Below are 20,562 nucleotides of genomic sequence, written 5' to 3'. Positions count from 1 at the left end.
GTTGCGCCGCAACCACCAGCGTCCCGCGGACCCGCGGCCGCCGGGGAGCGGCGGATGGCGCAGGGGATCAGCGCCGGACCGGCACCGCCGCCAGCATGCGTTGCAGCTTCTCCGCCCGCGACGCCACGACGAGTTGACACGCCCAGCCGACCTGACCTTGCAACCGCGTCCAGGTCGCGGCGTCGCAGCCGCTCGCGGCGCAGGCATGCAATCGCGCCCGCAGCCGGTCGTAGGCGTCCCGTGCCAGGTTGGGCCGCTCGTTCACCACCATCCCGGTCACCTGCTGCCGTGGTGGGCGGGCATCCGCCGCGTCTTGCCGGGATGCAGCCTGAAGCCCTCGGCCTGCACGATGGCCTCGACCCAGGATTGCAGCGCGCGGCCGCGCGATCGCAGCTCGCGCGGTCCGGAGAAGACGATGTCGTCGGCGTAGCGGCTGTAGTGCGCGCCGAACCGCCAGGCCAGTCCCTCCAGCCGCAGGTCCAGCCCGAACGCGCACAGGTTGGCCAGCGCGGGGGAGGTCGGCGCGCCCTGCGGCAGGTGGCGGGAGGCGAGGCGCCTGGCGCCCTTCCAGTCGATGCCGCCGTCGTCGACGAGCCGTTCACGGACCGCGAGGGGCGTGCGCGTCGTCGTCAATCGCGCCAGCGCGTCGGCGACGCCTTCGGCGTAGCCCAGCGTCCGCCAGAGCGCACGGATGCGCGCGACGCCGATGCTGTGGAAGAAATCCCGCAAGTCGAAGGCCAGGACCACGGCATGGCCGGCATGCCCGCGCGCGTGGCTGATCGCGCTGCGGCCGCGAACGAAGCCGTGGGCATGCTCATGGACGGGCACAGCCTCCAGCAGGCCGGACAGCAGCTTCTGCTGCGCGCGCTTCAAGGCGGGCTTGGGAACCTCGATCAGCCGCAGCCCGCCCGAGCGCTTGGCCTTGAGCAGCGGATGGTAGTGCGCACTGGTTGGCCGATCGGCCTGCATCGCGCGGAAGTCCTGTGCCGGGCTCGTCCACCACTGCAGCCTGTCCAAGGGAACGTCCAGCCACGCGGCCAGGTCCGCAGCGGTGTCCCAGCGCGGCAGGCGCAAGGTCTCCAATGCGAAAGGGGGCCGCCCCATGCGTGCCGGTCGCAGCAGCAGGCGCCGCACGCGCGGAAGCGAGTCCGGTGGCGATCCAGTGGCGGTAGCGAAGGCGCGTCATGCGGGGTGGCTCCGGCGCCCCAACCAGCGGGTCGGGTGTGATGCGTCTTGCGCAACGCGCAAATGGCCATCACGCGGCGTGATGCCAGCTTCGAAGGGATGCCATGGGGATACCCCACAGCCCGATGCCTTCCGGTATCGGTCATGCTTGAAGCGCCGGAGCCGCCGCGATTATGCGATGGATGCGGCGCGGCGCCGCTGGCGCGATACTCGCGCCGTGAACCTCCAGCCGCCCCTCCTGTCCATTGCCCTCGCCCTGGCGGTCGCCGCGGGGGCCTGGGCGCAACCGGCCGTGGTGCCCTTGTCGACGCCGGTCGAAGTGCTGGCCCGCGACGCGCTCGGCCCGCAACCCGGCATGGCGGTGGCAGGTGCATGGCGGGACGGACGCGCCACCTACGCCGGCGCGGCCAGCGGCATCGCCTCCCCGGTCGCCACGGGGCCGCAGGCCACGCTGTTCGAGATCGGCTCCATCAGCAAGGTCTTCACGGGGCTGCTGCTCGCGCAGGAGGTCGAGGCCGGTGTGCTCTCGCTGGACGATACCCTGGGCCGCGTGCTCCAGGACAAGGTGGCGTTCAGCCACCCCGACACCGCGGCGATCACGCTGGGCCAGCTGGTGACGCACACGTCATGCCTCCCCCGCCTGCCGCCGGACTTCCGCGAGGGGGGTTACCTCCGTCGCGACCCTTATCGCACGTACGACCGGGCACGCCTCTGGAAGATGCTGGGCCAGCTCGCCCTGGCGAGCCGTGCGCCTTGCGATGGGTCGTACAGCAACCTCGGCTTCGCGGTGCTCGGCGAGCTCCTGGCCGAGCGCCACGGCAAACCGTGGGCGGAGCTGGTGCGCGAGCGCATCACGCAGCCGCTGGGCATGGCGAACACGATCCAGGACCTCGGCCCCCACGCCTCGCGCCTCGCGCCGGGTTTCGACGGCACCGGGCCGGCCCCGCGCTGGGACATGCAGGCCTTCGCCGGCGCCGGCGCGCTGCGTTCGACCGCGGAAGACCTGTTGGTCTTGGGCCGCGCGATCCTCGCGGGACGCCAGGGTCCCCTGGGCGCGGCGGCGGAGCGCCTGGTCACCCCGCTCGCTCGGCTCGACGGCCAGGTCGGCTACGGGCTGTTCGTCAACGGCCCGCCCGCGCGGCGCACGTATGGCCACACCGGCGGCACCGGCGCCTTCCGGTCGGTGCTGACGATCGCGCAGGACACGCAGGAAGTGGTGGTGCTCCTCGCGAGCAACGCGCAGTCCGCCGTCTGGCGCATCGCCAACGACATGCTGGTGGGGCGCTATCCCGTCGACGACGCCCGCTTCGAGCTTCCCCCCGAGCGTCTGGCCGATTACCAGGGCGTGTTCCGCGAAACGCGCCACAACGCGTTCACCGTGGTCGCCCAGGACGGGCGGCTCTACCTGCGCAGCACCGGGGCGCCGTATGTCGCCCTCACGCCGTCCGGCCCGGACCGCTTCAATTACGGCACGCGCGCCAAGGCGGTGTTCGAGCGCACCGACGGCCGCGTGACGGCGCTGCACTGGGTGATCCGCGGGGAGGAGCGCCCGGCCCGCCGCACGGGCGACCCCCTGCCTGCCGCGGCCCTGCTGCCGCAGGCCGACCTGCAGGTCTATGTCGGCCGCTACCGCGCGCCCCGCTTCGAGCTGCATGTGCGCGCCGACGGCGGACAGCTCTCGGTGCAGCTCACCGACCAGGACCGCATGCTGGTCTACCCGGTGGCGGGCCAGCCCGATCGCTTCGCCTGGGACGTCGTGCAGGCCGAGGTGCAGTTCGAGCGGCTGCCGAGTGGCGAGGTGCGTGGGCTGACGCTGTTCCAGGGGGGCGCGGTGAAGGCGGTGCGGGTGGACTGACCGGCGGCCGCCCCGCTCTGACTTGCGCGTTGGAGACGGAGGCCGCGCTGGAGTTCGTGGCCGGGATCGCGCGGGACACCGCTGTCAGCGAAGACGTTGCGCGCCGATGGGGGGACGGTGCCGGTGGCGCAGCGTGACCATCGTGGGGCTGGTCAGGTGCCTCGGATATAGAGCGGTGCCTTCTCATGCGATGTATACGTGCCGTAGGTCTTCGCGGACGGGTAGTACTCGGAAGAGAACTGCACCTTTCCCGCGACATCGTCGCCCGCGCTTGCCGCAATGAAGGCGAGCATCAGGTCGATGCCGGCCGAGACGCCGGCCGATGACCACACCTTTCCGTCGCGAACATATCGCTCCTGCACCACTTGGACGTCGCCGAGGGCCGTCAACCGATCGAGGGACCCCCAATGCGTCGTAGCCTTCTTGCCCTGCAGGATCCCGGCGGCGTGCAGCAGGAACGCGCCCGTGCAGACGGAGAGCACCGCCTCGCAGCCCGCTGCCTGCTTCGCGATGAAATCGACCAGGACGGCGTTGTCCACTTCGGTTCGCGTACCTTGCCCGCCGGGGACCAGCAGCACGTCGAGTGCGGGACAGGTGTCGAACGAGACGTGCGGGTTGACGCTCATCCCCTTCGCGCAGGCGATGGGCGCGTCCGTCTGGGCCACCAACAGGCAAGTCTCGGGCCCACCCGCCACCTGCTTCCACATGGTCAGCATCTCCCACGGTCCGACGAAGTCGAGTTCCTCGACGGCGGGGAAAAGCAGGATTCCGAACTTCATCGCGACTCCCAGCAGAGCAAAGGATCCAGGCGCATCCGGTCAGGCCGCGGCGCGCCACGCGTCCCGGAGAAACACCGGGAGGTCCATGGTCGGCGGCTTCAGCCCGGCTTCGTACATCATGTCGGCGACATATCCCCTGTGATACGTGCCGTGGTTGACCACGTGCAACAGCATCTCCTCGGCCGTCATCGTGCCCGAGCCTCCATCGACGAACTGGAAGTCGATGGGTACGGTGCGCTGGCCGACAGGCAACGCGCTTGCGAACTCCGTATACCAACCGTCGAGCGACAGCTGGAGCTCTCTCAACTCGGAGAACGAGGGCAGCGACTCGAAGTTCCTGGAGCGGAAACCATGCGCCTCGCCCGTGAGATGCCCTTTCCAGATCCGGCCCACCACATGGATGTGGCCAAGGACCCCGAGCGCGCCCGATGGCCGACCCGGCCTTGCTTGCACGAGGATGCCCGGGTCCACGCCAGCCAGCGATCGATAGATCGTGTCGTTCGCCCAGGCCGAATACCGAAGCAACTTCTGGAGAGGGTCCGAATCGGAGCGCATGGCAGCACCATCGAAGTGAGTCCGGCCATCGTACGCGGTCGTGCCCCCCGCGTCACTCCGCTCCCGAGGTTGGCTTTCCTCCGGCGCGGGCCTGCGCGCGGAGCGATCCCAGCCGACGCGCCTAAGGCTCCCTCAGCGTGGCATGGCGCGGCAAGCCGTCGTCGACGGGGGCCCAGGCGAGTGCACTCCGCGTGAACGTGTGGTCGCGCGGCGGCGTCGATTCGGGGTCGTCGAGGCTGCACGTCGTGACATCCAGTTCGCCAAGCCCGTCGCGCTGGTAGGTGATGGGCGTGCCGCAGTCGGCACAGAAGCTTCGCACCACCCCCGGTGACGACTGGAAGTTCTTCAGGCTGCCCTGCGTCAGGCGAAAGGCTCCGGGTGGCACGGAGAACCAGGCCACCACCGGCGCGGCGCTGGCACGGCGGCAGAAGGTGCAGTGACATAGCGTCTCGTGCGTGACGGCGCCTTCGACTTCATAGCGAACCGCGCCGCAGAGGCAGCCGCCTACGCGCTTCGGGTCCATGGACAACTCCTTCAGGGTACGTGCGCTGCCATGTTAGCGCCGCGAAACTGCCGCACACTATCGCCCGCAACCACCTGGCCCACATGACGGAAACCGCCCCCACGCTCGAACTCCTGCCGCGCGACCTGACCCCCTACCAGGCCGGCAACACCGGCATCCCCTACGTGCACCGCTTCGACTCCGGCCGGCCCGGACCGCACGTGCTGGTCAACGCGCTGACGCACGGCAACGAGTTCTGCGGCATGGTCGCCGCGACGCACCTGCTGGACCGCGAGGTGCGGCCGGTGCGCGGCGTGCTCACGGTCAGCTTCGCGAACGTTGAGGCCTACGAGTCCTTCTCCACGGACGACCCGTTCGCCAGCCGGCAGCTGGTGCACAACATGAACCGCATCTGGTCGCCGGAGTGGCTGGAGGGCGGGGAGCAGAGCCCGGAGCTGCGCCGCGCGCGCGAACTCCGGCCGGCGCTGGCCGCGGCGGACCACATCCTCGACCTGCATTCGACTTCGCAGGAGGTCGAACCCTTCTGGGTGTACCCGACCTTCGAGCGCAATGCCCGCGCCGCCGCCGCCATCGGCGTGCCGGCCATCCACCTCGTGATGCCGAACGGCCTGGGCACGGGCACGCCCGTCATCCAGCATGGCCGCCATGGCGATGCCCACTCGGACGCCGTGGCGCTGGTGGCGGAATGCGGGCAGCACTTCCTGCGCGCGACCGGCGAGGTCGCGGTCGAAGTCACGTTGCGCTTCCTCGCGCACTTCGGGCTGGTCGAACCCGACCCGGCCTGGGCGACGCCCGCCCCTGCGCGACGCTACGAGCTGCTGTCGACGGAAGTCGTGCGCGATGGCCGGGTGCAGTTCGCGCGGCCGATGGTCGGCATGGAAGTGTTCGCGCGTGGCGAGCTGATCGCCACCGACGGGGAGCGGGAGATCCGCTCGCCGTGCGATGGCTGCACGATCTTCATGCCGACGCGGCAGGCCATCGTTGGCCGGGAGCTGGTCTACCTGACGCGTCCGCTGGCCTGAGTCCCGCGGCAGGGATCGTCGCCGCGCCTTCTCAGCCGTTCAACAGGCCGGCCAGCGCGGCTTCATCCAACGGCTTCACGAAGAAGCTGTCGAATCCCGCGGCGAGCGCGCGTTCGCGGTCCACGTCCTGTCCGTAGCCGGTCACCGCCGCCAGGCGCAAGGCGCCGAAGGCAGGCGCAAGGCGCCGAAGGCAGGCGATTCGCGAAACATCCGGGCGAGGCGTATGCCGTCGATGTAGGGAAGGCCGATATCCAGCAGGCACAGGTCGGGGCGCACCTCTTCTGCCCGCTGCAGGGCCCCGCGTGGATCGTGCAGCACGTGCACGTCATGGCCCATGGCCTCGATCAGCATGGCCAGGGTCTGCGCAGCGTCGACGTTGTCGTCGACCACCAGGACCGTCAGACGCTTGCCTTCGCTCCGATCCAGCGGATGGGTCGTGCCGTGAGCTTCTTCTGGCGGGGCGGTGAGCGGCAGGCAGACCTCGAAGCGGCTGCCCCGGTCCGTCCCTTCACTTTCGGCGGACACCCGGCCCCCGTGCATGTCGACCAGGCTCCTGACCAGGGCGAGGCCGATGCCGAGACCCCCTTGCGAGCGATCGAGCGTGCGCTCGGCCTGCGAAAACAGTTCGAAGGCGCTCGCGATCATCTCGGGGGTCATGCCGACGCCGTCGTCCTCCACCGAGATCTTCACGAACCCTTCGTCGACGTCCGTCGCCAAGGTGATGCGGCCGCGCTCGGGCGTGAACTTGGCGGCGTTGTGGAGCAGGTTGCCGACGACCTGCACCAGGCGGTTGTGGTCTCCTTCGACGAACGCGGGCGACGGCGACGTTTGCACGAACAAGCGATGCTGGCGCTGCTCGATGAGCGGCCGTGCCTGTTCCAGTGCCTCGGACACCACGCGCTTCACGTCGACGCTTTTCCTTTCCAGGCGCACCAGTCCGCGCGTCACGCGGGACACATCGAGCAGGTCGTCCACCAGTCCCGTCATGTGCTTCACCTGGCGGGAAATGATGTCGCAAGCGCGCAAGGTCCGGGCTTCATCGCCCCTCGCCAGCTTGAGGATCGCTGCCGCCGCACCGATGGGCGCGAGCGGATTGCGAAGCTCGTGCGCCAGCATCGCCAGGAACTCGTCCTTGCGCCTGTCCGCCAGGCGCAGTGCGTTCTCGGCGGCCTTGCCGGCCGTGATGTCCACCACCACGGCGAGCACGCTGATGCGCTTCTCTGCGTCGGTTTCGCCCGGAAGCACGATCCGGCTCACCGTGTTGTTCACCCAGACGGTGGTCCCGTCCGGACGGAGGTAGCGCTTCTCGATCTGGAAGGCCTCCCCGGTTTCGACGACTTTCCCGAAGAGCGCCAGGTTCGCTGCCAGGTCCTCCGCGTGCGTGATGTCCTGCATCCGCAGCCGAAGCAGCTCCTCGGCCGGCCGCCCCACCACCTCGCAGTAACGCTGGTTGACGCGCAGGATGCGTCCTGTCGGGTCGACTTCGCACATGCCGGCCGCCGTCTGCTCGAAAGCCGCCGTGAGATGCGCGTTGCTCTCCGCGAGCGCCTGCCGGTTGCGCCGGCGTTCGGTCACGTCGATGTCGACGCCGCGCATGATCGCCGGCCGACCATCCGCCCCCGCCTGGACCTCCGCGATCGTCGCGATCCATCGCTCCTTTCCGTCGGCACCGACGACGCGGAACTCGACGTCGAACTCGCCGACCGTCGACGTGATCCGCGCCATGACGCGAGAGAGCCCTTCCCGGTCGCCTTCGGGGACGCACTTCATCACGAGGTCCATGCTCGGCGCGCGGCTGAAAGGTTCCAGTCCGAGCAACGGATAGATGCCCTCGGACCACTCCAGCCGGTTGCTGCGCATGTCCCATTCGAAGGTGCCGAGCTTTGCAGCGGCTTGCGCGCGTTGCAGCCTCGCGTTCGCGGCCCTCAGGGCTTCCTCGGCTTCCTTGCGCTCCGTGATGTCGATGACGGAGCCGATGTAGCCGGCGTATTCTCCCCCCTCGCCGAAGCGGGGCTCGGCGAAGTCGATGACCCAACGGTAGGCGCCGTCGTGTCGACGCAGGCGATACTCGGCCTGATAGCCCACCTTGGCCGCGCTGGCTGCCAGGAAAGTGGTCTTGGCGGCAAGGCGATCCGCTTCGTGCACGGCGTTCGTCCAGCCGATGCCCTCCCCTTCGCCCGGCGCCTGGCCCGTGAAGGCGTACCACTTGTTGTTCAACGCGATGCAGTGGCCCGTGGCATCGGTGATCCACATGATCACCGCCGCGTGGTCGGCGAAGGCGCGGAAGTCCGAGGCGGCAGTGTCGGAGCCGGGAGGTGGGTTCACTGCACGGAGCCTTGCAAGGGGTGACCAGGCCATGCTAGCAGGGCCCTCTTGCCTGCGGTGGGTTGCAGGCCGCACGCCGCCAGGCCTGGCTCTACAGTCTCCTCCGCCGATGCGACGAGCTGGCGCGAACCTACATCAGCCCCACCACGGGGTAGCGCCGCCACTCCGGCTCCGCATGTCGCCGACCGTGCGTGAACAGGAACCAATGCACCGCTTCCTGGCTGGACAACTGCTCGGGATGGGCGGCCTTCCACTCTTCAAACTGCTGCCGCAGCGCCGGCTCGTCCTCCAGCATCTGCAAGGCCGTGTCCTCGAAGGCGTAGGCCGAGACGGAAGCCTGCTTCCTCTCCAGCACGCTGTTGAAGAAGCCCCAGCGGAAGAAGCTGTCGTGCGCCTCGGGCTCCAGCGTCTCGACAGCGTAGCGGGCACCGGGCTGGTCCAGCGGCACCAGCACATCGCCGGCGCGCGCCTGGATGCTCTCCGCGTGGGTGCTGAACTCCACCCGGTCATGGAACATCCGGCCTTCATAGGCGGCGGGGCGCGTTCCGACCTCCACCACCCGGTACACGCGGGCCGCATCGAACACGCGGTCCGCGTCCAGCCGCTGCAGCGCGACGCCGTTCCACTCCAGCCGTTCGATCACCTCGCGCCAGGCCTGCGGCACGAGGTAGGCCTTGGGCACCGTCACCGCAGGCTCCGCGAGGCAGCGGTCGTAGTGAAGGATGTCCTTCTCCCACGGCTGGTTCCTGTCGTAGGCCAGCCTTTCATAGTTGCCCAGGCGGCTGGGCGTGCGCACGGCCGCATAGCCCCGGAAGCGAAGGCGCGCTGGACGATCGTGGTCGTTGCGCCAGCGCACCGGCCACTGCGTGCGGCGCCTGGCGTCTTCCCGCGCGTCGCGCCGCAGCGCCTGGATGCGTTCCCCGTGCGCCACGCTGAACGCCAGCACCACCTCGACCAGCGTGCGCGTGGCCGCCAAGCGGTCGGCGAAGGGCTTGAGCATGTGGGTCTCGGGCATGAAGCCGATCGTGTGGTGCAGGGCGGCATAACCGGTCGAGAAGCGCGGCACGTCGAGAAAGTCCTCGATGCCGTCGTCCGGTGTCTCCTTCAGCAGGTTGACGTAAGGACAGGTCGGCCAGCCGCGCCGCTCCATGTCGCCGTAGATCGCCGGCAGCATCTGCTCGCGAAGGAACTCACCCAGGCCGCCACCCAGCTTGTCCGGCTGGGTGGGGATCAGGGTCATGGTGTAGGCGTAGTCGGCACCGTTGGACGTGTGCGTGTCCACCATGACGTCCGGGTCCCAGTCGGTGAAAAAGCGGTTGAAGGCCTGGGCCGCCAGGCTGTCGCACTTGACGAAGTCGCGGTTCAGGTCGAGGTGCCGGGCGTTGCCGCGAAAGCCGAACGATTCGGGGCCCAACTGGTTCACCCGCGAGGTGGACTGCCGGTTCACGCAGCCGTCGACGTTGTAGACCGGGATGAAGAGGAACACCGTGCGACCGAGCGCTGCCCGTCGCGCGGGCTCGACGCAGAAGTCGCGCACCAGGGCCATGCAGGCGTCGATGCCTTCCGGTTCGCCGGGATGGATGCCGTTGTTGTTGAAGAACACCGGGCGCCGCTGCTCCCGCAGGGTGTGGCGATCGAACACGCCGTCGGCCGTGACCAGGCCGGCGTGGATCGGCAGCCCGCCGTCGGCGACGCCGATCTGCCACCAGCGCAGCACGCTTGGAAATTGCTCCGCCAGCCGCGCATAGAAGGCGATGCATTCGGCCCAGGTCGCGGTCTGGTTGCCGTTGCCGCGTTCGAACGGCGTGGGATGGGCGAAATGGGTTGCGGTCATGCGGGGTCCTGTTCCTAGCGCCGCAGCAGCGCCGCCAGTTCGGCCGCCTCGGCCGGCTTGACCAGGTAGTGGTCGAAGCCGGCCTCCTGCCCGCGGTGCCGGTCATCCACGCCGCCATAGCCGGTCAGGGCGATGAAGGTCGCGGCGGCACCGGACACGCTGGCCCGAAGTTCCCGCGCCAGGGTGAAGCCGTCCATGCCCGGCAAGCCGATGTCCAGCACGAAGGCATCGAAGCGGCTCGCCTCCGCGGCTTCCAGGGCGCGAGCGGAATCGTGCGCCACGTGCACCTCGTGGCCCAGCGTTTCCAGCAGCAGGCCCAGCGTGTCGGCGGCGTCCTGGTTGTCGTCCACCACCAGGATCCGCAACTGGTGCGTGGCACGAGGCAGCGGGATCGCCGGCGTGGCAGCCTGCGCCTGCAGGTCTCCCTTCTTCAACAGCGGCAGCGTGACGGTGAACGCGGCGCCCTGGCCGCTTCCCGCGCTCTCCGCCACCACCCGGCCGCCGTGCAACTCCACCAGGCTCTTCACGAGTGCGAGGCCGAGGCCCAGGCCGCCTTGTGCCCGGTCCGGCGTGCGCGCCCCCTGCGTGAAGAGATCAAAGACGTGCGGCAGCAGGTCGGGCTCGATGCCCATGCCGTTGTCCGCCACCCGGATCTCCACGTCCTCCCCCACGGCCATGGCCACGGAGAGGGCCCCGTTCGGCGGTGTGTACTTCGCGGCGTTGTTCAGCAGGTTCGACACCACCTGCACCAGGCGCGGCCGGTCGCCCAGCACGTGCACGTCCCCCGCGGGCATGCGCGTCGTCAGTTCGTGCCCGCGGGCTTCCACCAGCGGCCTCACCTGTTCGATCGCATGCGCCAGCACGGTCTTCATCTCCACCGGCTGCCGATCGAGTTCCACGAGTCCGCGCGTCACGCGCGACACGTCCAGCAGGTCGTCGACCAGCTCCGTCATGTGCCGCACCTGGCGCTCGATGATGTCCGCGGAGCGTTGCACCTTGGCGGGATCCGAGGATGCCGCCTTCAACAGGTGCGCCGCGGTGCTGATCGGCGCCAGCGGATTGCGCAGTTCGTGGGCCAGCATGGCCAGGAAGTCGTCCTTGCGCCGGTTGCTCGCGAGCAGTTCGTCCCGCGCGCGTTTCTGCTCGTGGATGTCGGTGCAGGTGCCCATCCAGCGGATGACGGCGCCCTGCCCGTCGCGCACGGCCAGGGCACGCCCGAGCACCCACCGGTACTCCCCGGAGCGGTGGCGCAGGCGGTACTCGACTTCGTACGGCGCACCGGTCTCCAGGCTGTGCCGCCATTTCCGCCAGGCTTCCTCGCGATCGTCCGGGTGCAGGATGTCCGCCCATCGTTCCCCGTCGATGGACCCGGCCGGCAGGCCGGTGAACTCGTAGGTCTGCTCGTTGAAATAATCCGTGTACCCGTCCGGCAGCGTGGACCAGACCATCTGCGGCATGGCATCGGCGATCGTCCGGAACTGCGCCTCGCTCTCCCGCAGTTCCCGCTCCGCCTGGAGACGCTCGGTGACGTCCTCGTGGATCAACAGCACTTCGGCGACCCGCCCGTCCTCCGCCTTGATGGGCCGGGCCGTGGCCTGCACCCAGCGCGCGAGGCCCGGCTTGCCGAGCTCGGCGGGGTCGTAGCGGATCGCCGGGATGCGCACGGCTTCTCCCGCGAAAGCCCGCCGCAGGTAGGGCGTCACGCCCTTCGCCTCGAGTTGCGGGTCGGCCAGCATGTCGTAGCCGGAGAGCACGAATTCCAGCAGCGGGTCGCCGTCGTGCGCTCCCCAAAGGTCCTGCCACGCCCGGTTGACCCGCAGCGTGCGGCCGTCGACGGAGAGCAACTGGGCGCTGAAGGGCGCCTGCTCGAAAAGGGTCTGGAAGCGTTGGTCTGCCGGAATTCCGGATGCAGGTGCGGTGGGCGTGCTCACCCGCCGATTGTGCCCACGGGTGTCAAGCTCTTCATTGCCTCGCGCTCGCGGCCTCGTTCAGGCGACACCGCCTACAGCCGAGAAGGAAGCTCCCCACGGGCAGTCGATGCCCGCGCTGGCACCCCCGTGCAGCGGCGCATTGTGGAATGCATCCAAAGCGAAACCCTTTTCGCAGGAGCATTTCATGAAGAAGTTCATCTTGTCCGCCGTCGCCGTCAGCGCAGTCGCCTTCGGCGGTCTCGCGCACGCCGACCTGATCGATGGCGTGGGGAACACGATCTCGCGCATCTTCGGCGTCCCGTACGATCCCACGCCGCCGGGGCGACCCGGCTTCGCCCCCGGCACGGTCTACACCGATGCGGACGGCACCCAGTACCAGGTGGATGGTTACGGCCGGCACATCCCGCTGGGGAAAGCGCCGATCGCCTATGGCACGGTGCCGCCGACGGTGGCCGCCGCGCCCACGTACGACGATGACCGCGACGGCGTGGCGAACCCGTACGACCGGTACCCTTACGACGCGCGCTATCGCTGAGGGTCCGGCCGGGGAAGGAATCTAGCAACGGCCCTTCTTCGCCTGTCCAGGCGGGCAGAAATGGCCGCGCTTGTGCGCATGCGGGTGTCCCTCGCCTTCGGCGCGCACGACGATCGTCTTCGGCGCGGGCTGCGTGACGACCTTCACAGGCGCGGGCTGCGCGACCTTCGCCTGCACGGGTTCCTTTTCGGTGAGCGACTTGCCGACGCTGGCGCCGAGCGCCCCGCCCGCGCCTGCCCCGACCACGGCGCCCGTGCTGCCGCCCACCTTCTGGCCGACCGCGGCGCCCGCGCCACCGCCGACGGCTCCGCCGACGATGGCACCCGTCTTGCCGGAACCGGAGGTCGTCGCGGCTGCGCCAACGCCGCCGCCCACCGCACCACCGATGACGGCTCCGTTCTTGCCGCCCACCTGGTTGCCGATCAGCGCACCCGCGGCGCCGCCCACTCCCCCGCCGACCGCGGTCCCCAGATCCCCGGCCGCGACGCCACCCGATGCCAGCAGGAGGCAGGCGAACGTGGATGCGATGGAGACGACCTTCATTGCGTTCTTCATGATTACAGCCTCGCAGGTATGGAAGGTTCGCAGCTTCACGAAGCACGCGCGAACTGTCCAGCTTCACGATGCATGGGGAGGACGGACGGGCGTGGTGGTGACCCGAGCGGCTCCATTCGAGCAGCGCTTCCGTGGCGGCGGCCATCGTTTACAGTTTCATCCTCTCCGCATCCATGAGGCGCCGATGGCCATGACCCCGCACGAGCGCGCCTGACCGTGCACGACTTCGATCTCTTCGTCATCGGCGCCGGTTCCGGGGGCGTGCGCGCCGCGCGGATCGCCGCCACCCACGGCGCCCGGGTTGGCATCGCCGAGGCCTCGCGCTATGGCGGCACCTGCGTCCATCGCGGGTGCGTGCCGAAGAAGCTGCTGGTCTACGCCAGCCGCTTTCGCGACCAGTACGTCGCGAGCCAGGCCTACGGCTGGCAGCTCGGCGCGCTCCCGGCCTTCGACTGGTCGCAGCTGCGCGATCGCAAGGATGCCGAGCTCGACCGGCTCGAAGGCATCTACCAGCGCAACCTGCACGCGGCGGGCGTGGAAACGATCGGCGAATTCGCCCGGATCGTCGATGCGCACACGGTTCGGCTGCTGGGGAGCAACCGGCAGGTCACGGCCGGCCGGATCCTGGTCGCCACCGGCGGCAAGCCGGCGGTGTTCGGCTTTCCGGGCCACGAACTTGCGATCACCTCCGACGACGTGTTCCACCTCCCCGAGCAGCCGCGCCGCGTGCTCGTGGTGGGCGGCGGCTACATCGGCGTCGAGTTCGCGGGCATCCTGGCGGGCATGGGCAGCGAGGTCACCCAGTTCGTGCGCGGTCCTCGCCTGCTGCGCGGCTTCGACCCGGACCTGAGTGACCTGCTGGCCGCGCACCATGCGCGCCGCGGCATCCGCACGCTGTTCGGTCCGGAGGTGCGGAGCATCGAGAAAGTCGCGACGGGCCTGCGCGTGCTGGACAGTGCCGGCACGCACCTGGAGGTGGACCAGGTGCTTCTCTGCACCGGGCGCTTGCCGAACACCCAGGGACTGGGGCTGGAGGATGTCGGCGTCGCCACGGACGCCATTGGCGCGATCCGCGTCGACGACGAGGGCCGCACCAACGTCGATTCGATCTTCGCCATCGGCGACGTCACCGACCGCGTGAACCTCACGCCCGTGGCCATCCGCGAAGGCCACGCGTTCGCCGACCGCCATTACGGCAACGGGACCGCGATGCCCATCGACTACCACCTGATCCCGACCGCCGTCTTCAGCACGCCGGAGATCGGCACGGTCGGCCTCACCGAAGAGGAAGCTCGCGAGAAGTATCCGCAGCTGCGGGTGCTGCAGACGAAGTTCCGGGCCATGGCGCAGGCGTTCGCCGGGTCGCAGGACCAGGTGTTCATGAAGGTGCTGGTGGATGGCGCGACCGACCGCGTGGTGGGCGTCCACCTCTTCGGCGACGTCGTCGCGGAGATGATCCAGCTGGTGGCCGTCGCCCTCACCGCCGGTGCCACGTGGACGGACTTCAGGCGCACCATGGCGCTGCATCCGACGATTGCCGAGGAACTCGTCACGCTGAACTAGCGTGGCGGCCGAACGCGCCGGCGGGCGCAACACGATCGGGCGCATCCGGCGCAAGATGCCGGTGTCCGTTCATCCAGGAGAGCCACGCCATGCCACAACCGACCCGAGAAGGGCAGCCGGTCCCCCAGGTCAAGTTCCGCTACCGCGCGGACAACGAATGGAAGGAAATCACCTCCGACGCCTTGTTCAAGGGTCGCACGGTCGCGGTGTTCTCCCTCCCCGGCGCCTTCACGCCGACCTGCTCCAGCACCCACCTGCCGCGCTTCAACGAGCTGGCTCCCACCTTTCGCGACAACGGTGTCGACCAGGTCGTCTGCGTCGCCGTGAACGACCCTTTCGTGATGGAGGAATGGGCCAAGAGCCAGGAGAGCGACAATGTCTTCATGCTGCCGGATGGCAATGGCGCCTTCACCGAGCAGATGGGCATGCTGGTCGACAAGAGCGACCTGAACTTCGGCAAGCGCTCGTGGCGCTATTCGATGCTGGTGCGCGACGGCATCGTCGAGAAGATGTTCGTCGAGCCGGAGGAGCCCGGCGACCCGTTCAAGGTGTCGGACGCCGACACGCTCCTGCACTACGTGAACAAGAACGCGCGTGAGCCCGATCAGGTCGCGCTGCTCACGCGCGAAGGCTGCGCGTTCTGCGCCAAGGCCAAGAAGCTGCTGGACGACGCGGGGATCCCCTATGCGGACGTGCCGCTGCCGCACAGCATCCGCACGCGCGCGCTGGGAGCGATCTGCAAGGCGGGCACGGTGCCGCAGATGTTCGTCAATGGAGAACTGATCGGGGGCAGCGACGCGGTCGAAGCCTGGGTGCAGCAGCGCCGGCGGTGAGCAGGCAGGCCTACCGCGCCCCCACTCCCGCTTCTTCCGCCCACGCCACAGCATCCGCCCCTGCGGGAATCCGCATCGGTGCCGCGGCGTCGTTCGCCGCCCGCCAGACCGCCTCGGAGACGTCCTGGGCGCGCGTGCCCGGTCCCGTCATGGCCTGCATGCGCGCGAGCGTGTCGCGGATGAAGTCGCCATACACCGGATCGCCCGGGCCCTCCAGGCGCTTGGCGGCGGTGACCCGGAACTGCGTTTCGCCCGAGGAGCCCGGCAGCACCAGGTGGACGCGGATGCCGAACGGCGCGACCTCGCCCGCCAGCGATTCGGACAGGGCGTTCACGGCCGCCTTGGCCGCACGGTACACGCCCACGAGCGGCAGCGGCTTGTAAGTGGCGCTGGAGGTCACGTTGACGATGACGCCCGAGCCGCGCTGGCGCATGCCGGGCAGGACGGCCTGCGTCACGGCGATCGTGCCGAAGGTGTTCGTGTCGAACAGGGCGCGGACGGTGTCGGGCGAGGTGAGTTCCACGGGAGCGGGTGCGCCGAAGCCGGCGTTGTTCACCAGCACGTCGATGGGGCCGGCCGCCGCGACGGCTGCAGCAATGCTGGCGGCATCGGTCACGTCCAGGGGAAGCACGCGCAAGCGGGGCTCGGGCGGCAGCACGTCGTGACGCGGCGCTCGCATGGTCGCGATGACGTTCCAGCCGCGGTCGAGGAAAAGCCGGGCGGTGGCCAGGCCGAAGCCGGAGGAGCAGCCGGTGATCAAGACGGTTTTCATATCGGTTCCTTCGTGTGGGAAGCCCCGAGGTTAGGGACGCGGGTCCGGACTGGCTACACTGGAACGTACGAATCTCTTTAGCGAGCGTCCAGGGATGGTCGATCCTCTTGCCGACGTGGTGGCCTTGCTCCGGCCCGCCGCCCGCTTCTCCAAGCAGGTGTCCGGCGCCGGGCAGTGGCGCATCCGGCGCTCCGATGCCGGGGAGCCTTTCTACTGCGCGGTCCTCGAGGGCAGCTGCCAGATCGCGCTGGACGACCAGGCGCCGGTGCGGCTCCAGGCCGGCGACTTCGTGCTGGTGCCTGCCGCGCACTTGGTTTGCATGACGAGTGCCGAGTCACCGCCGGAGGACGTCCTGTCCACCCCGGTGGCCGTCGCGGAAGGACGCTTCCGGATCGGCGCGCCGAAGGGCGAGCCCGACCTGCGCATCCTGGCCGGGCACTGCACCTTCGCATCGCCCAATGCGGGCCTGCTGGTGTCGCTGCTGCCGCGTCTGATCCACGTGCGCGACGCGCCCCGGCTGGCCGCGCTGGTGCAACTGCTGGGTGACGAGTCAGGCGCACGGCGGCCCGCGCGCGACGTCGTGCTCGAGCGCCTGCTCGAGGTGCTGCTCATCGAAGCCCTGCGGGCGCCCGGCGAGCAGGAGGCGGTCTGGCCCGGACTGGCGCAGGGCCTCGCCGACCCGCGGCTGTCGGTGGCGATCCGCGCTCTTCATGCGGACCCGACCCGGCCCTGGACGGTCGCTGCCATGGCCAAGGAAGCGGCGCTGTCCCGCTCGACCTTCTTCGCGCGGTTCCTGGCCAAGGTCGGCATGCCCCCGATGGAATACCTGGTGGCGTGGCGGATGGCGCTGGCCAAGGACCTCCTGCGCCGCCGCGCCGCCGCCGTCGCGGACATCGCGGCTCGCGTGGGCTACGGGTCGGCCAGCACCTTCAGCGTGGCGTTCACGCGGCACGTCGGCCAGTCACCGTCGCAGTTCGCACGCGGGAAGGTGGCCACCGGCCAGCACGGCGGCCAGGCTCGGTAACCGTTTGCGCTGCCAGCCCGCTCACGGTGTAACAAGCCCTTCAGCGGAATGCTTACGCGGGCTCTCCCCGCTTCTCGCGCGCGAAGAAAGATGCTGGAATGGCCCTCCCCCGGAACCCGACAGGGAAGGAGACACCATGAAGACGCAGTACAAGTTCCTGCTTGCAGCGGCGCTCGCCGCCGGCGCCTGTTCGACCGCCCTCGCCCAGGTGGTCGGTGTCAGCTGGTCCAACTTCCAGGAGGAGCGCTGGAAGACGGACGAGAAGGCCATCAAGGACCAGCTCGGCAAGCTGGGTGCGAGCTACGTCAGTGCCGACGCCAACGGCTCGGCGGAAAAGCAGATCGCCGACGTCGAAGGCCTCATCAACAAGGGCGCCAAGGTGCTCATCATCCTCGCCTACGACAAGGACGCCATCGCGCCGGCGCTGGCCAAGGCCAAGGCGCGCGGCATCCCCGTGGTCGCCTACGACCGCCTGATCGAGTCGCCCGAGGTCTTCTACATCTCCTTCGACAACAAGGAGGTCGGCCGCCTGCAGGCGCGCGCCGTGCTGGCCGCCAGGCCCAAGGGCAACTACGCCATGATCAAGGGCTCCCCCACCGATCCCAACGCCAACCTGCTGCGCGAGGGCCAGCAGGAAGTGCTGGCGGATGCGATCAAGAAAGGCGACATCAAGATCGTGGGCGAGGAATACACCGACGGCTGGAAGCCCGAGGTCGCGCAGCGCAACATGGAGCAGATCCTCTCCAAGTCCGGCAACAAGGTCGACGCGGTGGTCGCCTCCAACGACGGCACCGCCGGCGGCGTGGTCGCGGCGTTGTCGGCCCGCGGCCTCAAGGGCGTGCCGGTGTCCGGCCAGGACGGTGACCATGCGGCCCTGAACCGCGTGGCGCTCGGCACGCAGACCGTGTCCGTGTGGAAGGACGCGCGCGAGCTGGGCCGCGAGGCGGCGTCGGTGGCGGTCGCGCTGGTCAAGGGCCAGAAGGTGCCCAACGCCACGACCTTCGCCGGCGGCGAGCGCAAGGTGAAGCTCAATGCGATCCTGCTGAAGCCCGTCCCGGTCACGGCCGACAAGCTCGACACGGTCATCAAGGCCGGCTGGATCTCCAAGGAAGCCGCCTGCCGCGGCGTCGACAAGGCCAGCGGCCCCGCGGCCTGCAAATAGCAGGTGACGCGCAGCAGCATGGGAGCGCAGGAGGCGACGACGGCACTGGCGCAGGAAGCAGGGGCGGCGCCGTCGGCGTCCACGCCCCTGCGTGAACGCCTGCACATCAGCTCGCTCGACCTGCGGCTGGCGATCATGGCGGCGGTGCTCGCCGTGATGGGCATCGCCTTCCACGTGGCCACCGGCAACTTCCTCACGCCGGAGAACCTGTACAACATCGCGCAGCAGTCCGCGGTGGTGGGCATCGTCGCCGCGGCGATCGCGCTGGTCATCGTGCAGCGGCAGATCGACCTCTCGGTCGGCTCGGTGCTCGCGACGGTCGGGGTGCTGGTCGCCTGGCTGATCTACACGCAGGGCTGGCACTGGGCGTACGCCTGCCTCGCGGGCTGGGCGGTGTCGCTGGCGATCGCGCTCTACCAGGGCTGGCTGACCGCCTACCTGGGCGTGCCCTCGTTCGTGGTGACGCTGGGCGGGCTGGTCACCTTCCGCGGTGTCGCCTTCCTCATCGCCGACGGCCGCACGCAGCCGGTGACCGACGAGACCTTCCTGCTGATCGGCGGCGGCCTCGACGGCGCCATCGGCGTCACCGCCAGCTGGGTGCTCGGCCTGCTGATGTGCGCCTGGCTCGCGTGGAACACCGCGCAGCGCCGCCGCATGGCTGCGCGCCACGGCTTCGCGCCGAAGCCGCTGGCGCTGGACGTCGCCTACACCGCCTTCTTCTTCGTGGTGATCCTCGGTTTCGTCGCCGCCATGTGCGCCTACCGCATCGCCAGCAAAAGCGCGCCGCAAGGCATCCCCATCCCCGTGCTGGTCTGGGGCGCGGTGGTGGGCGCGATCGCCTTCCTCGTCAACCGCACCAGCTTCGGCCGTGCCGTCTATGCGATCGGCGGCAACCCGGAAGCGGCGGCCCTCGTGGGCATTCCGGTGAAGTGGGTGATGCTCAAGAGCTTCCTGCTGCTGGGCACGGCGGTCGCCGTCGCGGCCATCGTCGCGGTGTCGCGCCTCAACGCAGGCACCAACTCGCTCGGCACCGGCATGGAGCTCTATGCCATCGCCGCCGCGGTGATCGGCGGCATCGCGCTGTCGGGTGGCAGCGGCACGGTGCTGGGCACGGTGCTCGGTGCGCTCGTCATCCAGTTCCTGGAAAGCGGGCTGCTGCTGCTGGACATCAGCATCGGCCACCGCATGGTGATCATCGGGCAGGTGCTGATCGTCGCCGTCGTGTTCGACGTCGTGTACCGCCGCCGCACCGGGGAGCGCATGGCATGAGCACGCCGCTGGTCGAACTGCGCTCCGTGCGCAAGTCCTTCGGCGGCATCCGTGCCGTCGACGACGTCAACCTGAGCCTCTGGCCGGGCGAAGTGGTCGCGGTGCTGGGCCACAACGGCGCCGGCAAGTCCACGCTGATGAAGGCGCTGGCCGGCGCCTATGCGATCGACGAAGGCGAGATCCGCATCAACGGCGAACGCGCCACCATCGCGCGGCCTTCGGACGCGCAGGCGCTCGGCGTCGAGGCCATCCACCAGACGCTGGCGCTCGCCGACAACCTGGACAGCGTGGCCAACCTGTTTCTGGGCCGCGAGCTCAAGACGCGCTGGGGCACGCTGGACGACTTCGCGATGGAGAAGGCGGCGCGCGAGGTGTTCCGGCAGCTGAACCCGAACTTCCGCAACATCCGCGTGCCGGTGCGCGCCCTCTCCGGCGGCCAGCGCCAGGTGGTGGCGATCTCGCGCGCGATCCACTACCGCGCGCGGGCGCTGATCATGGACGAGCCCTGCGCCGCCCTGGGCCCCGAGGAGACGCGCATGGTCCACGAGCTGGTGCGCCGGCTCAAGGCGGCCGGGGTCGGCATCTTCCTGATCACGCACGACATGCCCGACGTGTTCGGCCTCTCGGACCGCCTGTGCGTGATGAAGAACGGCCGCGCGGTCGGCACCTACCGCACGGCCGACGTGACGGAAGACGAAGTGCTGGGGATGATCATCGCCGGCCGCAAGGTGACGCGGGTGCCGGAGGCGCTGGCGGCCGAGGCTGCCGCCTGACCGCGGGCTCACGACTTGTGTCCGCGGCGTTTCTGTACAGTTCCGCCAGCCCATCACAAAGAACCGT

General features: G+C 69.5%; 20 protein-coding genes. 10 read left to right on the top strand and 10 right to left on the bottom strand.

Annotated features, from left to right (window positions below):
• Window positions 1-67 precede the first annotated feature (67 nt).
• Entirely contained in the window at window positions 68-271 is a 204-nt protein-coding gene (locus tag IM787_RS15210; RefSeq protein ID WP_193677524.1) for a hypothetical protein, read from the bottom strand.
• Window positions 272-276: 5 nt separating this feature from the next.
• Window positions 277-1,083 (bottom strand): reverse transcriptase family protein, encoded by an 807-nt coding sequence (locus tag IM787_RS15205; protein WP_193677523.1) that lies wholly within the window; start codon window positions 1,081-1,083, stop codon window positions 277-279.
• Between the two features lie 319 nt (window positions 1,084-1,402).
• On the opposite strand from IM787_RS15205, the gene IM787_RS15200 reads away from it, so the two are divergent.
• Window positions 1,403-3,040: a serine hydrolase gene (locus IM787_RS15200; protein ID WP_193677522.1), complete on the top strand. Its 1,638-nt coding sequence runs from the start codon at window positions 1,403-1,405 to the stop codon at window positions 3,038-3,040.
• Window positions 3,041-3,192: 152 nt separating this feature from the next.
• Here IM787_RS15200 and IM787_RS15195 read toward each other — a convergent pair whose 3' ends face one another.
• From IM787_RS15195 to IM787_RS15185, 3 genes are all read right to left on the bottom strand, one after another.
• Complete coding sequence (locus IM787_RS15195) at window positions 3,193-3,819, bottom strand: DJ-1/PfpI family protein (protein ID WP_193677521.1); 627 nt, start codon at window positions 3,817-3,819, stop codon at window positions 3,193-3,195.
• A gap of 39 nt (window positions 3,820-3,858) precedes the next feature.
• Complete coding sequence (locus tag IM787_RS15190; protein ID WP_193677520.1) at window positions 3,859-4,374, bottom strand: DinB family protein; 516 nt, start codon at window positions 4,372-4,374, stop codon at window positions 3,859-3,861.
• A 121-nt stretch (window positions 4,375-4,495) separates the two neighbouring features.
• Entirely contained in the window at window positions 4,496-4,897 is a 402-nt protein-coding gene (locus IM787_RS15185) for a GFA family protein (RefSeq protein WP_193677519.1), read from the bottom strand.
• Between the two features lie 83 nt (window positions 4,898-4,980).
• Between IM787_RS15185 and IM787_RS15180 the strand changes: the two genes are divergently transcribed.
• Window positions 4,981-5,919 (top strand): M14 family metallopeptidase, encoded by a 939-nt coding sequence (locus IM787_RS15180; protein WP_193677518.1) that lies wholly within the window; start codon window positions 4,981-4,983, stop codon window positions 5,917-5,919.
• A 141-nt stretch (window positions 5,920-6,060) separates the two neighbouring features.
• Here the strand turns inward: IM787_RS15180 and IM787_RS15175 are convergent, their stop codons facing one another.
• From IM787_RS15175 to IM787_RS21785, 3 genes are all read right to left on the bottom strand, one after another.
• Window positions 6,061-8,244 (bottom strand): PAS domain S-box protein, encoded by a 2,184-nt coding sequence (locus IM787_RS15175; protein WP_193677517.1) that lies wholly within the window; start codon window positions 8,242-8,244, stop codon window positions 6,061-6,063.
• 130 nt (window positions 8,245-8,374) lie between these two features.
• Window positions 8,375-10,078 carry a M14 family zinc carboxypeptidase gene (locus tag IM787_RS15170; protein WP_193677516.1) on the bottom strand — a complete coding sequence of 568 codons (1,704 nt, stop codon included), beginning with the start codon at window positions 10,076-10,078 and terminating at the stop codon, window positions 8,375-8,377.
• Window positions 10,079-10,092: 14 nt separating this feature from the next.
• Entirely contained in the window at window positions 10,093-12,009 is a 1,917-nt protein-coding gene (locus IM787_RS21785; protein ID WP_193677515.1) for a PAS domain-containing hybrid sensor histidine kinase/response regulator, read from the bottom strand.
• A gap of 184 nt (window positions 12,010-12,193) precedes the next feature.
• Between IM787_RS21785 and IM787_RS15160 the strand changes: the two genes are divergently transcribed.
• A complete protein-coding gene (locus IM787_RS15160) occupies window positions 12,194-12,544 on the top strand; it encodes a hypothetical protein (protein WP_193677514.1) in 351 nt (116 codons plus the stop codon).
• Window positions 12,545-12,565: 21 nt separating this feature from the next.
• Here IM787_RS15160 and IM787_RS15155 read toward each other — a convergent pair whose 3' ends face one another.
• The gene (locus IM787_RS15155) at window positions 12,566-13,087 is read right to left on the bottom strand and encodes a glycine zipper domain-containing protein (protein ID WP_193677513.1); all 522 of its coding nucleotides are present in this window, start codon (window positions 13,085-13,087) and stop codon (window positions 12,566-12,568) included.
• Here IM787_RS15155 and IM787_RS15150 point away from each other — a divergent pair.
• The 3 genes from IM787_RS15150 (at window position 13,071) to IM787_RS15140 (ending at window position 15,495) form a co-directional block, all read left to right on the top strand.
• Window positions 13,071-13,313, top strand: coding sequence for a hypothetical protein (locus IM787_RS15150; protein ID WP_193677512.1), 243 nt, complete (start codon window positions 13,071-13,073; stop codon window positions 13,311-13,313). The genes IM787_RS15155 and IM787_RS15150 overlap by 17 nt on opposite strands.
• Before the next feature lie 2 nt (window positions 13,314-13,315).
• Entirely contained in the window at window positions 13,316-14,662 is a 1,347-nt protein-coding gene (gene gorA / locus IM787_RS15145; RefSeq protein ID WP_354004421.1) for a glutathione-disulfide reductase, read from the top strand.
• An 89-nt stretch (window positions 14,663-14,751) separates the two neighbouring features.
• Window positions 14,752-15,495, top strand: a complete 744-nt coding sequence (locus IM787_RS15140) for a glutathione peroxidase (RefSeq protein ID WP_193677511.1) — start codon at window positions 14,752-14,754, stop codon at window positions 15,493-15,495.
• A 10-nt stretch (window positions 15,496-15,505) separates the two neighbouring features.
• Here the strand turns inward: IM787_RS15140 and IM787_RS15135 are convergent, their stop codons facing one another.
• A complete protein-coding gene (locus tag IM787_RS15135; protein ID WP_193677510.1) occupies window positions 15,506-16,267 on the bottom strand; it encodes an SDR family oxidoreductase in 762 nt (253 codons plus the stop codon).
• A gap of 94 nt (window positions 16,268-16,361) precedes the next feature.
• On the opposite strand from IM787_RS15135, the gene IM787_RS15130 reads away from it, so the two are divergent.
• From IM787_RS15130 to IM787_RS15115, 4 genes are all read left to right on the top strand, one after another.
• A complete protein-coding gene (locus IM787_RS15130; protein WP_193677509.1) occupies window positions 16,362-17,291 on the top strand; it encodes an AraC family transcriptional regulator in 930 nt (309 codons plus the stop codon).
• 136 nt (window positions 17,292-17,427) lie between these two features.
• Window positions 17,428-18,453, top strand: a complete 1,026-nt coding sequence (gene xylF, locus IM787_RS15125) for a D-xylose ABC transporter substrate-binding protein (RefSeq protein ID WP_193677508.1) — start codon at window positions 17,428-17,430, stop codon at window positions 18,451-18,453.
• Between the two features lie 3 nt (window positions 18,454-18,456).
• Entirely contained in the window at window positions 18,457-19,722 is a 1,266-nt protein-coding gene (locus IM787_RS15120) for a sugar ABC transporter permease (RefSeq protein WP_354004420.1), read from the top strand.
• The gene (locus IM787_RS15115; protein ID WP_193677507.1) at window positions 19,719-20,495 is read left to right on the top strand and encodes an ATP-binding cassette domain-containing protein; all 777 of its coding nucleotides are present in this window, start codon (window positions 19,719-19,721) and stop codon (window positions 20,493-20,495) included. Before IM787_RS15120 ends, IM787_RS15115 begins: the two co-directional genes overlap by 4 nt.
• Window positions 20,496-20,562 lie beyond the last annotated feature (67 nt).

The organism is Ramlibacter pallidus (genome assembly GCF_015070875.1).
GTDB classification, from domain to species: Bacteria; Pseudomonadota; Gammaproteobacteria; order Burkholderiales; family Burkholderiaceae_C; genus Ramlibacter; species Ramlibacter pallidus.
The sequence above is the reverse complement of the archived record's forward strand: the minus strand, read 5'-3'. Positions and strand labels throughout refer to the sequence as shown.

What these genes read in the sequence shown, in the direction of transcription:
- IM787_RS15190 (WP_193677520.1), bottom strand. Translation starts at nt 4,374, where the DNA reads ATGCGCTCCGATTCGGACCCTCTCCAGAAGTTGCTTCGGTATTCGGCC.
- IM787_RS15115 (WP_193677507.1), top strand. Translation starts at nt 19,719, where the DNA reads ATGAGCACGCCGCTGGTCGAACTGCGCTCCGTGCGCAAGTCCTTCGGC.
- IM787_RS15180 (WP_193677518.1), top strand. Translation starts at nt 4,981, where the DNA reads ATGACGGAAACCGCCCCCACGCTCGAACTCCTGCCGCGCGACCTGACC.
- IM787_RS15170 (WP_193677516.1), bottom strand. Translation starts at nt 10,078, where the DNA reads ATGACCGCAACCCATTTCGCCCATCCCACGCCGTTCGAACGCGGCAAC.
- IM787_RS15130 (WP_193677509.1), top strand. Translation starts at nt 16,362, where the DNA reads ATGGTCGATCCTCTTGCCGACGTGGTGGCCTTGCTCCGGCCCGCCGCC.
- IM787_RS15195 (WP_193677521.1), bottom strand. Translation starts at nt 3,819, where the DNA reads ATGAAGTTCGGAATCCTGCTTTTCCCCGCCGTCGAGGAACTCGACTTC.
- IM787_RS15135 (WP_193677510.1), bottom strand. Translation starts at nt 16,267, where the DNA reads ATGAAAACCGTCTTGATCACCGGCTGCTCCTCCGGCTTCGGCCTGGCC.
- IM787_RS15185 (WP_193677519.1), bottom strand. Translation starts at nt 4,897, where the DNA reads ATGGACCCGAAGCGCGTAGGCGGCTGCCTCTGCGGCGCGGTTCGCTAT.
- IM787_RS15155 (WP_193677513.1), bottom strand. Translation starts at nt 13,087, where the DNA reads ATGAAGGTCGTCTCCATCGCATCCACGTTCGCCTGCCTCCTGCTGGCA.
- xylF (WP_193677508.1), top strand. Translation starts at nt 17,428, where the DNA reads ATGAAGACGCAGTACAAGTTCCTGCTTGCAGCGGCGCTCGCCGCCGGC.
- IM787_RS15160 (WP_193677514.1), top strand. Translation starts at nt 12,194, where the DNA reads ATGAAGAAGTTCATCTTGTCCGCCGTCGCCGTCAGCGCAGTCGCCTTC.
- IM787_RS15150 (WP_193677512.1), top strand. Translation starts at nt 13,071, where the DNA reads ATGGAGACGACCTTCATTGCGTTCTTCATGATTACAGCCTCGCAGGTA.
- IM787_RS15210 (WP_193677524.1), bottom strand. Translation starts at nt 271, where the DNA reads ATGGTGGTGAACGAGCGGCCCAACCTGGCACGGGACGCCTACGACCGG.
- IM787_RS15140 (WP_193677511.1), top strand. Translation starts at nt 14,752, where the DNA reads ATGCCACAACCGACCCGAGAAGGGCAGCCGGTCCCCCAGGTCAAGTTC.